The organism is Nocardioides sp., from assembly GCF_004803405.1.
Lineage (GTDB): Bacteria > Actinomycetota > Actinomycetes > Propionibacteriales > Nocardioidaceae > Nocardioides > Nocardioides vastitatis.
Map to the genome: position 1 here is coordinate 1 of NZ_SSXI01000104.1, position 10,589 is coordinate 10,589.

At 70.6% G+C, this 10,589-nt stretch carries 11 protein-coding genes; 3 read left to right on the forward strand and 8 right to left on the reverse strand.

The annotated features are described in order from the left end of the window. A partial coding sequence (locus E7Z54_RS07780) for a TIGR03767 family metallophosphoesterase (protein ID WP_136432562.1) occupies window positions 1-1,642 on the forward strand: 1,642 nt, incomplete at its 5' end. 20 nt (window positions 1,643-1,662) lie between these two features. Here the strand turns inward: E7Z54_RS07780 and rlmN are convergent. Next, entirely contained in the window at window positions 1,663-2,796 is a 1,134-nt protein-coding gene (gene rlmN, locus E7Z54_RS07785) for a 23S rRNA (adenine(2503)-C(2))-methyltransferase RlmN (RefSeq protein WP_136432563.1), read from the reverse strand. 56 nt (window positions 2,797-2,852) lie between these two features. Continuing rightward, on the reverse strand, window positions 2,853-3,209 hold the full coding sequence (locus E7Z54_RS07790) for a hypothetical protein (RefSeq protein WP_136432565.1): 357 nt from the start codon (window positions 3,207-3,209) through the stop codon (window positions 2,853-2,855). Between the two features lie 153 nt (window positions 3,210-3,362). On the opposite strand from E7Z54_RS07790, the gene E7Z54_RS07795 reads away from it, so the two are divergent. Both E7Z54_RS07795 and E7Z54_RS07800 read left to right on the forward strand, forming a co-directional pair. Next, window positions 3,363-4,154, forward strand: a complete 792-nt coding sequence (locus E7Z54_RS07795; RefSeq protein ID WP_240769575.1) for a tryptophan 2,3-dioxygenase — start codon at window positions 3,363-3,365, stop codon at window positions 4,152-4,154. Beyond that, window positions 4,151-5,359 carry a kynureninase gene (locus tag E7Z54_RS07800; RefSeq protein ID WP_136432568.1) on the forward strand — a complete coding sequence of 403 codons (1,209 nt, stop codon included), beginning with the start codon at window positions 4,151-4,153 and terminating at the stop codon, window positions 5,357-5,359. The genes E7Z54_RS07795 and E7Z54_RS07800 overlap by 4 nt, the downstream gene beginning before the upstream one ends. Here the strand turns inward: E7Z54_RS07800 and E7Z54_RS07805 are convergent. The 6 genes from E7Z54_RS07805 to E7Z54_RS23050 all read right to left on the reverse strand — a co-directional run. Next, window positions 5,352-6,233 (reverse strand): phosphatidate cytidylyltransferase, encoded by an 882-nt coding sequence (locus tag E7Z54_RS07805; RefSeq protein ID WP_136432570.1) that lies wholly within the window; start codon window positions 6,231-6,233, stop codon window positions 5,352-5,354. The genes E7Z54_RS07800 and E7Z54_RS07805 overlap by 8 nt on opposite strands. A 19-nt stretch (window positions 6,234-6,252) precedes the next feature. Beyond that, window positions 6,253-6,807: a ribosome recycling factor gene (gene frr / locus E7Z54_RS07810; RefSeq protein WP_206056067.1), complete on the reverse strand. Its 555-nt coding sequence runs from the start codon at window positions 6,805-6,807 to the stop codon at window positions 6,253-6,255. 53 nt (window positions 6,808-6,860) lie between these two features. Beyond that, complete coding sequence (gene pyrH, locus E7Z54_RS07815) at window positions 6,861-7,574, reverse strand: UMP kinase (RefSeq protein ID WP_240769576.1); 714 nt, start codon at window positions 7,572-7,574, stop codon at window positions 6,861-6,863. Window positions 7,575-7,737: 163 nt separating this feature from the next. Next, window positions 7,738-8,547: a translation elongation factor Ts gene (gene tsf / locus E7Z54_RS07820; RefSeq protein WP_136432576.1), complete on the reverse strand. Its 810-nt coding sequence runs from the start codon at window positions 8,545-8,547 to the stop codon at window positions 7,738-7,740. A gap of 80 nt (window positions 8,548-8,627) precedes the next feature. After that, window positions 8,628-9,575: a 30S ribosomal protein S2 gene (gene rpsB / locus E7Z54_RS07825; RefSeq protein WP_136432578.1), complete on the reverse strand. Its 948-nt coding sequence runs from the start codon at window positions 9,573-9,575 to the stop codon at window positions 8,628-8,630. 250 nt (window positions 9,576-9,825) lie between these two features. Next, window positions 9,826-10,589, reverse strand: a 764-nt coding sequence (locus tag E7Z54_RS23050) for a zinc ribbon domain-containing protein (protein ID WP_168798218.1), incomplete at its 5' end; no start/stop codon positions are given.

The following is a 10,589-nucleotide window of genomic DNA, read 5'->3' on the forward strand; positions in this document are numbered from 1 at the left end:
CACGTCCTCCACCGCCACCGCCACCGCCACCGCCAGCGTCGCCACGCTCCGGACCAGGTACGAGGTGGGCGCACGGAACGCCGCCGGCTACCGGCCCGTGGTCCGCACCGCGGGCGAGCCGCACCTGACGCGCACCGAGCTCGGTGTCCCCGCGCAGCCGGGTCGCGCCAGCAGCAGGCAGGGCCTGCTGGCTTTCGTCCAGCTCAGCGACGTGCACATCGTGGACGCCCAGTCCCCGCTGCGGGTGGAGTGGACCGACCGGTTCGACGACCCCGGCGCACTGCCGGCCAGCGGGCTCTTCACCTCGGCCTACCGTGCGCAGGAGATGCTCACCGCGCAGGTGTCGGACTCCATGGTGCGGGCGATCAACGAGGTCGCGAGCGGACCGGTCACCGGACAGCCGCTCGCGCTGGCCATCCAGACCGGCGACAACTCCGACAACTCCCAGCTCAACGAGGTCCGCTGGAACATCGAGATCCTGAACGGCGCCTGGGTCCACCCCGACTCCGGCGACCGCACCAGGTACGAGGGCGTCGCCGACGGTCACCGGGACAGCTACGACCCGGCCTACTGGCACCCCCACGGCAACCCCCTCGGCACGCCCGTCGACCGTCCCCGGCAGGAGTTCGGGTTCCCCGTCGTGCCGGGTCTCCTCGACGCCGCCCGGAACCCCTTCAAGGCGAAGGGCCTGGCCATGCCCTGGTACTCGGTCTTCGGCAACCACGACGGCCTGGTGCAGGGCAACTTCCCGGCCGCCACGATGCAGCTCGACCTGCTGGCGCAGGGCGGCCTGAAGGTGATCTCACCGCCGGCCGGCGCACACCCCAACGCGCTGCTCGACGAGCTCGCCGAGGACCCCGTCGGGCTGCTCACCAGGCTCCTGAGCAGCCCCCTGAACCCCGGCGTGCGGCTGGTCACCCCCGATCCGGACCGGACGCTGCTGACGCGTAAGCAGGTGGTGCAGCAGCACTTCGAGCTCGGCGGCGCGCCGACCGGCCACGGCTTCACCCAGGACAACCTCGACCGGGGCACGGCCTACTACACCTTCGACCGCGGTGAGTTCCGGTTCGTCGTGATGGACACCGTCAACCCCAACGGCTACTACGACGGCTCGCTTGACCTGACCCAGTTCCTGTGGCTCTCGGACCTGCTCGCGCGCTCCGCCGACAAGGTGGTGCTGGTCTTCAGCCACCATCCCTCAGCCAGCATGGAGAACCCGTTCGTCGGCACCGGTGGGGACCCGGAACCGCGGATCTACGGCCCCGCCGTGCTCCACACGCTGCTCGCCCATCCGCAGGTGATCGCGTGGGTCAACGGGCACACCCACGCCAACACGATCACGCCGCGTCGCCGGCCGGACGGCGGTGGCCTCTGGGAGATCACCACCGCCTCGCACATCGACTGGCCGCAGCAGGCGCGGGTGATCGAGGTGGCCGACAACACCGATGGCACCCTGTCGATCTTCGCCACCATGGTCGACCACGCCGCGCCGGCGTCGTACAACGGGAACGTGAGCAATCCGACCCAGCTGGCGAGCCTGGCGCGTGAGCTGTCCGCCAACGACTGGCACGACCACAGCAAGGGAGCAGGTACGCCGGCCGACCGCAACGTGGAGCTGCTGGTCGCGAATCCGCTGGCCTGAGCGTCAGGCGAGGCCGGACGTCAGGGAGCGGCCGCCAGCTGGCCGCAGGCGCCGTCGATCTCCTGGCCGCGGGTGTCCCGGACGGTGGTCGGCACGCCCTTCGCCTCGAGCCGCCGGACGAACTCGCGCTCGTCGGCGGGGTCGGAGGCGGTCCACTTCGAGCCCGGTGTGGGGTTGAGCGGGATCAGGTTCACGTGCACCCAGCCCCGCTCCCGCTCGTTGAGCACGTCGGCGAGCAGGTCCGCTCGCCACGCCTGGTCGTTGATGCCGCGCATCATGGCGTACTCGATGGAGACCCGTCGTCCGGTCTTCTCGAAGTAGCCGTACGCAGCGTCCACGGTCTCGGCCACGGAGAACTTCGTGTTGATCGGGACCAGCTCGTTGCGCAGCTCGTCGTCGGGCGCGTGGAGGCTGAGCGCGAGAGTGACCGGGATGCCCTCGTCGGCGAGCTGCCGGATCCGGGGCACCAGGCCGACCGTGGAGACGGTGATGCCGCGGGCGGACATCCCGTAGCCGTCAGGAGCCGGCTCGGTGAGGCGTCGTACGGCGCCGATCACGGCCTTGTAGTTCGCCAGCGGCTCGCCCATGCCCATGAAGACCACGTTGTTGACGCGACCCTCGCCACCGGGCACCTCTCCGCGGTGCAGCGACCGGGCGCCGGCGAGCACCTGCTCGACGATCTCGGCGGTGGACATGTTGCGCTGCAGCCCGCCCTGACCGGTGGCGCAGAACGGGCAGGCCATGCCGCAGCCGGCCTGGCTGGAGACGCACATCGTGACGCGGCCGGGGTAGCGCATCAGCACCGACTCCACGAGCGCACCGTCGAACAGCCGCCACAGCGTCTTGCGGGTGGCGCCCCGGTCGGCCTCGAGCGTGCGCAGCGGCGTCATCAGGTCCGGCAGCAGCGTCTCGACCAGCTCCGCGCGCTGCGCGGCCGGGAGGTCGGTCATCTGCTCGGGCCCGTCGGCGAGCCTCGAGAAGTAGTGGGTGGCGACCTGCTTGGCCCGGAACCCGGGAAGCCCCATCTCCACCAGGAGCTCCTTGCGCTTTTGCGGGGTGAGGTCGGCCAAGTGGCGGGGAGGCTTCTTGCGTCCACGCGGCTCCGCGAGGACGAGAGGAAGCGGCCGTGGCCCGGTCGCCGGCTGGTCGGTCATCCCCGCGATTCTCCCATCCGGGCGAGCGGAGTCCTAACCCGCGGAGCCGGCGCCGGTCACCCGTCGCGCCGGAGCAGGAACCACAGCACGGCGGCGGCGACGCCGACCACCACGATCAGTGTGGTGAGCATCCCGAGCACCATGTAACGCGCGAACCTGCGGGTCCGGTGCGGCACCAGCAGGCCGATCGGCACGACGAGGAGGAGCAGCACGAAGGGAAACAGCGCCTCGGCACGTTCGTAGCCGGCGACCCACTTGACGATCGCGGCGTACAGCCCGGGGACCACGATGATCGAGACCATGCCGGTGAAGAACCCGGCGAGCGGGAAGAACACCGGATGGCCGCGGTGGAACCAGTCGGGTCGCCGCCCCCGGCCAGTCGCCTCGTCGGGGCGCTCGATTGCCTGTTCCATGTCCCGCCGATCGTATCCGTGAGGTGTTCCTCTCACCGATTCGGCCGCCACCGCCGGTTCGGCGGGCGCGCGGACCGCGCCGGCCGCCTCCTCGACGACGGCGCGGTGGGCCGGTTGTGGCGGCCGTTCCGCTCGCTCTGTGACAGTGGAGGGGTGACCGACCAGCACCCCTCGCTGACCTACAGCAGCTATCTCGCCCTCGACGACCTCCTCGCCGCGCAGCACCCCCGCTCCGACGAGCACGACGAGTTGCTCTTCATCGTCATCCATCAGGTCTACGAGCTGTGGTTCAAGCAGCTCCTGCACGAGATCGGCGGGTTGCAGGTCCATCTGGAGGCCGGTGACACGCCCCACGCCCTGCACACGCTGCGACGGGTCCTGACGATCCTGAAGGTCATCGTCGCCCAGGTCGACGTGCTCGAGACGATGACCCCACGGGAGTTCACGAGTTTCCGCGGGCGCCTCGACGCCTCGAGCGGATTCCAGTCCGAGCAGTTCCGCGAGCTGGAGGCGGCGCTCGGCCGCCGCGACCGGCGAGTCTTCGAGCACTACCCCGAAGGCACCCCCGGACGGGACCGGATCGCCGCCGCGATGGCCCGGCCGTCTCTGCTCGACTCCTTCCTCCGCTATCTGCGCACCCAGGGGTACGACGTCCCGGCCGCGGCCCTGGAGCGCGACCTCACCGCGCCGTGGGAGCCGTCGGAGGACGTGCAGCGCGTCCTGCTGGCCGCCTACGGCGACGACGCGGGCGCGGCCCAGGTCGCGGAGCGACTGGTCGACCTCGACGAGGGCCTCCAGGAGTGGCGGTACCGGCACGTGAAGATGGTCGAGCGCACCATCGGCGCCAAGATGGGCACCGGTGGCTCCGCCGGCGCCAGCTACCTGTGGACCACGGTGACCCGGTCGGCGTTCCCCGACCTGTGGGCCATCCGGAGCCAGATGTGACCAGGCTCGACGACCTCACCGGGCCGTCGAACGCGCTCGCACCGCACTACTCCCGCTTCCGGGTCGCCGAGCGGCTCCTGCTGACCGGGCACTCGCACCAGGCGTGGCCGGACGTCGCTGCGCGAGGGCAGCTGGAGGCGTACGACGACGCGGCTGCCGAGGTCGACGACAAGTGGGAGCGGGCACTCGGCAAGGCGGACGTCCTACGGGCCGGGTTCAGGCGGCTGCTCGGGGACCCCGAGGCCGAGATCGCACTGGGCGCGAGCACGCACGAGCTCGTCGTCCGTCTCCTGTCCGCGCTGGACCTGCGGAACCGGCCGCGGCTGGTGACGACCGACGGCGAGTTCCACTCCGCGCGGCGGCAGCTGGCCAGGCTCGCCGAGGAGGGCGTCGACGTGGTCCGGGTGCCGACCGCACCGGTCACCACTCTCGTCGAGCGGATGTCCGCGGCAGTCGACGACCGGACGGCTGCGGTACTCGTCTCGTCGGTGCTGTTCGAGACGTCGTGGCGGGTCCCCCACCTGTCAGAGCTGGCCGCCCGCTGCGAGCGGGTCGGCGTCGAGCTGCTCGTCGACGCCTACCACCATCTGGGGGTCCTGCCGTTCTCGATCGCGGACCTGGGCCTGGAGCGCGCCTGGGTCGTCGGCGGCGGGTACAAGTACCTCCAGCTCGGCGAGGGCAACTGCTTCCTGCGGCTTCCCCCGCAGGCGGACCGGATGCGGCCGGTGGTCACCGGCTGGTACGCCGAGTTCGGGGACCTCAGCCACGGCGCCGGCTCGCCCGACCGGCTCCCCTACGCCGCCGGTGCGGCTCGGTTCGCCGGGTCGACGTACGACCCGACGAGCCACTACCGGGCGGCGCGCGTGCTGGACTTCTTCGAGGAGCGGGGGCTGACCCCCGAGCTCCTCCGCGAGGTCTCGCTCCACCAGCGGGGCGTCCTCGCCGCGGCGTTCGACGACCTCGGTGCGCCCGACCCTGCGATCACGCGGGACCGGGAGACACCGCCCGACGGGTTCGGCGGGTTCCTCACCCTGCACACCCCGCACGCGGGCCGGCTCCGGGCGGCGCTGCGACGCCGGGGGGTGCTGACGGACAGCCGCGGGCGCTACCTGCGGCTGGGCCCGGCGCCGTACCTCACCGACGACCAGCTGAAAGCGGCCGTCGGCCTGCTCGGCGAGGTGCTCGCGGAGGAGCGGATCAGGTGAAGACGGCGTAGTGCAGCAGCAGCCAGATCGGTGCGATCGTGGCGAGCAGCGAGTCCAGCCGGTCCATCAGGCCGCCGTGGCCGGGGATCACCTGGCTCATGTCCTTGATGCCCAGGTCGCGCTTGATGACCGACTCGCACAGGTCGCCCAGCGTGGCCATCACCACCGCGATCAGGCCCAGGCAGATGCCGATCCACCACTCGCCCTCGAGCAGGTACACCACCAGGGCCCAGCCTGCGGCGACCGTGGCCGCGAGGGAGCCCGCGAAGCCCTCCCAGGACTTCTTCGGCGAGATGACCGGGGCCATCGGGTGCTTGCCGAACAGCACGCCCGCGAAGTATCCCCCGATGTCGGAGGCGATGGTGACCAGGATGAAGGTGATGATGCCCTTCACGCCGGGATCGTCCAGGCCGCCCCCGGTGCGACCGCCCTCGGCGAGCATCAACGCCACGAACGACCCGAGGAACGGCAGGTAGATCAGCGCGAAGACCGAGGCGGTGGCGTTCTTGACGTAGCCGTCCACCCCCCGGCGCAGCAACCACAGCATGATCACCAGCGCGGACACCGCGGTCGCGGTCACCAGCGCGGCGGAGCCGTACAGGTAGGCCACGACGACCATCACCACGCCGCCGACCATCAGCGGCTGCTCGGGCAGGTCGATGTCCTTGGCCAGCAGGCCCTTGCGCAGCTCCCAGACCGCCACGACCACGGCGATCGCCACGATCGCCATGAAGGCGGGCTTCCAGAACAGCAGGGACGCGGCGACCGCGGCCAGCAGCACGACGGCGGACGCGATGGCGGCCTTCAGGTCGCGGCCGGCGCGCCCGTGGTCCTTCTTCGGGGCAGCGTCGGACGCCGGCGGGGTCTCGGTCATCGGTGGCGGCGCTCGGGTCTCAGACCTCGAGCAGCTCGGCTTCCTTGTTCTTGAACATCTCGTCGATCGCGTCGGTGTGCTTCTTGGTCAGCGCGTCGAGCCGCTTCTCGGCGCCGGTGACGTCGTCCTTGCCGACCTCGCCGTCCTTCTCGAGCTTCTCCAGGTTCTGCTTGGCCTTCTGCCGCACCTGGCGCACCGCGACGCGGCCCCCCTCGGACTTCTCCTTGGCGAGCTTGATGAAGTCCTTGCGTCGCTCCTCGGTGAGCTCGGGGAACACACAGCGCAGCTGCTTGCCGTCGCTGGAGGGGTTGACGCCCAGGTCGGAGTCGCGGATCGCCTTCTCGACGTTGGCGATCGCACCCACGTCGTAGGGCTGGACCAGGATGATCCGGGCCTCGGGCGCCGTGAAGGACGCCAGCTGCTGGAGCGGCGTCGGCGTGCCGTAGTAGTCGACCATGATCTTGGCGAACATGCTCGGGTGCGCGCGGCCGGCGCGGATGGCCGCGAACTCCTCACGGGTCGCGTCGACCGACTTGCCCATCTTCTGGTCGGCCTCATTGAGGATGTCGTTGATCACGGCTCGCTCCTGGCTGCTCTGCGGTAGGTGCTGGGTACGGTCGGGCAGGGTCAGGTCACCGAGACCGTGGTCCCGATCTTCTCACCCTTGACGGCACGGGCGATCGTGCCGGGTGTCGAGAGGTTGAAGAAGACCATGTCGAGGTAGTTGTCGCGGGCGAGGCTGATCGCCGTCGCGTCGGCCACCTTGAGGTCGCGCGCGAGGTACTCGTCGTACGTCAGCCGCTCGAACTGAACGGCGTCGGGGTTGGTCTTCGGGTCGGCGTCGTAGACGCCGTCGACGCCCTGCTTGCCCATCAGGATGACCTCGCACTTGGTCTCGAGCGCGCGCTGCGCGGCGACCGTGTCGGTGGAGAAGAACGGCATGCCTGCGCCGGCGCCGAAGATCACGACCCGCCCCTTCTCCATGTGCCGGATGGCGCGGCGCGGGATGTAGGGCTCGGCGACCTGACCCATCGTGATCGCGGTCTGGACGCGGGTCTCGACGCCGTTCTTCTCGATCAGGTCCTGCAGGGCCAGGCAGTTCATCACGGTGCCCAGCATCCCCATGTAGTCGGCGCGAGCGCGCTCCATGCCGCGCTGCTGCAGCTCGGCGCCACGGAAGAAGTTGCCGCCGCCGACCACGATCGCGACCTCCACGCCCGTGCGCGCCACGTCCGCGATCTCGTGGGCGACGGTGTTGATCACGTCGAGGTCCAGGCCGACCTGACCACCTCCGAACACCTCACCAGAGAGCTTCAGGAGGACTCGCTTGTAGCCGGTCACCGGGGTCCTTCCATCGTGGTTCATCCGCCGACGCCGAGGTTACCGGGTCGCTCACTGCGCTCGTCACCGCGGGCGATCACGCCGCCGCGCGCCACGACGCAGCAGCGTGAGTACGGCGTCGCCGTACTCACGCTGCATGGTCGTGCTGCTGGGTGGTGCGCTCTCAGGCGCCGACCTCGAAGCGGGCGAACCGCTTCACGGTGGTGCCGGCAGCGTCGAGCACGGCCTTGACGGTCTTCTTGCTCTCGCTGACCGACTCCTGCTCGAGGAGCACGATCTCCTTGAAGAACCCGCCGAGGCGGCCCTCGACGATCTTGGTGACGGCAGCCTCGGGCTTGCCCTCCTCGAGCGTCTTCTTGGTGAGGACGTCCTTCTCGGCGGCGACGATGTCGGCCGGAACCTCGTCGCGGGTGAGGTACTGCGCCTTGAGGGCGGCCACCTGCATCGCGGCGCCGCGGGCGGCGGCCTCGTCACCGTCGTACTCGACGAGGACGCCGACGGCGGGCGGCAGGTCGGCGGCACGCTTGTGCAGGTAGACCGTGGTCTGGCCGTCGAAGTAGGCGACGTTGCCGAGCTCGATCTTCTCGCCGATGGTGATCGCGAGGTTCTCGACGACCTGGCCGACCGTGCTCTCGCCGAGCGGCAGCGCCTTGGCCGCCTCGACGTCGGTCGCCTTGCCCTGGTCGACCGCCTCGGCGATCTTCTGGGCGGTCGCGATGAAGTCGTCGTTCTTGGCGACGAAGTCGGTCTCGGAGCGGAGCTCGATCAGCGCACCGCCGGCGTTGGCCACCAGGCCGGCGGAGGTCTCGCGCTCGGCGCCGCGGGCGGCGGCCTTGGCGGCACCCTTGACGCGCAGCAGCTCGACGGCCTTGTCGAAGTCGCCGTCGGTCTCGTCGAGCGCCTTCTTGCAGTCCATCATGCCCGCGCTGGTGAGCTCACGGAGCTTCTTGACGTCAGCGGCAGTGAAAGCCATGGGATCTCCCTCAGATCAGTCGTGAGGGCAGCGTGCCGCCGGAGCGGCACGCTGCCCGATGTCGAACAGGTGGCGGAGGCTCAGGCCTCGGCCGGAGCGTCGGCGGGGGCCTCGACAGCAGCAGCGTCGGCCTCAGCAGCCGCCGCCTCGTCAGCCGGGGCCTCGGCGGCCTCGGTGGGGGCAACCGTCGCCTCGGCCGCAGGAGCGTCCTCGGTGGCCTCGGCGCCGTCCGACTTCGGAGCCTCGGCGTCCTTGGCCGTGGCGTCACCCTCGAGCAGCTCGCGCTCCCACTCGGCGAGGGGCTCCTCGGCGGCGGGGCTCTCGGCCGAGCCGGCGCCGGAGCGGGACATCAGGCCCTCGGCCACGGCGTCGGCGACGACGCGGGTGAGCAGGCCGACGGCACGGATGGCGTCGTCGTTGCCCGGGATCGGGAAGTCGACCAGGTCGGGGTCGCAGTTGGAGTCGAGGATGGCGATGATCGGGATCCGCAGCTTGCGGGCCTCCTCGACAGCCAGGTGCTCCTTGTTGGTGTCGACGATCCACACCGCGGACGGGGTGCGGCCCATCTCGCGGATGCCGCCGAGGGTCTTGTCGAGCTTGTCGCGCTCCCGCTTCATCTGCAGGAGCTCCTTCTTGGTGCGACCGGAGCCGGCCACGTCCTCGAAGTCGATCTCGTCGAGCTCCTTGAGGCGGTTGATCCGCTGGTGCACGGTCTGGAAGTTGGTGAGCATGCCGCCCAGCCAGCGCTGGTTGACGTAGGGCATGCCGACGCGGGTCGCCTGCTCGGCGATCGCCTCCTGGGCCTGCTTCTTGGTGCCGACGAACATGATCGTCCCGCCCTTGGCCACGGTCTCCTTGATGAAGGCGTAGCTGCGGTCGATGTAGGCCAGCGACTGCTGCAGGTCGATGATGTAGATGCCGTTGCGGTCCGTGAGGATGAATCGCTTCATCTTCGGGTTCCAGCGACGGGTCTGGTGTCCGAAGTGGACGCCGCTCTCGAGGAGCTGGCGCATGGTCACGACAGCCATGATGGTTCTCCTGTGTGGTTTTCAGTTGGTCCTGTCGACCGCGCGCGACCCGACCGCCTGCGGCGGACTGAGGATCGACGCCCACGGGTGATCGGGACCGGAGTGGTTCCGTCGTGGTCTGCGGACGAGCGAATTCCGGTCCAGGACGGACCGGTGTCCCCAGCCTACGCCGGACGGCGCCCCGCCCGCCAATCGCGACCGGAGGCGGCCGCGCGGCGGCGTGCCCCCACGGCACGCCGCCGGGCGGCGCTCACTTGCGCGCCTGGAACTCCACCTCGGCGATGGCCGTGCGGCTGGCCGGCCCGGTGCCCTGGTAGGCCCGGCGGATCTCGAAGGTGATCTCGACGACGTCGCTGACGCCGATCCCGAACCTCGCGGGTCCGATCCTGTCCTCCAGCTCGAGCTCCTCGACCTCGACCGTCCCGTCGCTGCGCCTGACCACGGCGTTCAGCTCGGCCGGGCGGCCCTGGGTCAGGAACAGCTCCTCGTCCTCGGCGGAGATGCCCGGTGTGACCAGGACGTAGACGAGCCGGACCGGCGTCTCGAACCGCATGGTGAGCTTCTCGCCGCGGCCGTCCCCGGCCTTCGCCGGCGCCCAGTACTCGTTGGAGACGCCGTCGCGGGCCTCCTCGGGGCCGTGGCCGCGCTGGCTGCTGGTCGCCTCGATCGCGGTCGGGTTGATCTCCTCGGTCCCGGCGATCCGGTCGCGGACGGTGTCGTAGCCGTCGATGGCGTAGCTGCGCAAGGCGTAGCCGCCGATGCCGACCACGCCCAGGATCGCGAGCAGCGCGAGCAGCCTGGTGGGCACGCGCGGCCGGAAGCCACCGGTCCTGGCCCGCTTCGGACGGGTGCCGGCCTCCTTGACCGTGCGCTTGGCGCGCCAGCGACGCCACCAGCCGAGCCTGGCCACCTCGGCCTCGGCGAGGGTCGTGCCACAGCGGCGGCAGAACTTGCGGGTGGGCTTGTTGCCGATGCCGCACTGGCCGCAGACCAGGTCGCCGTGCTGGATCGGGT

Coding starts and splice junctions, on each gene's coding strand:
- rlmN (WP_136432563.1), bottom strand. CDS start 2,796: ATGACCGACCAGCCGGCGACCGGGCCACGGCCGCTTCCTCTCGTCCTC.
- E7Z54_RS07790 (WP_136432565.1), bottom strand. CDS start 3,209: ATGGAACAGGCAATCGAGCGCCCCGACGAGGCGACTGGCCGGGGGCGG.
- E7Z54_RS07805 (WP_136432570.1), bottom strand. CDS start 6,233: ATGACCGAGACCCCGCCGGCGTCCGACGCTGCCCCGAAGAAGGACCAC.
- tsf (WP_136432576.1), bottom strand. CDS start 8,547: ATGGCTTTCACTGCCGCTGACGTCAAGAAGCTCCGTGAGCTCACCAGC.
- rpsB (WP_136432578.1), bottom strand. CDS start 9,575: ATGGCTGTCGTGACCATGCGCCAGCTCCTCGAGAGCGGCGTCCACTTC.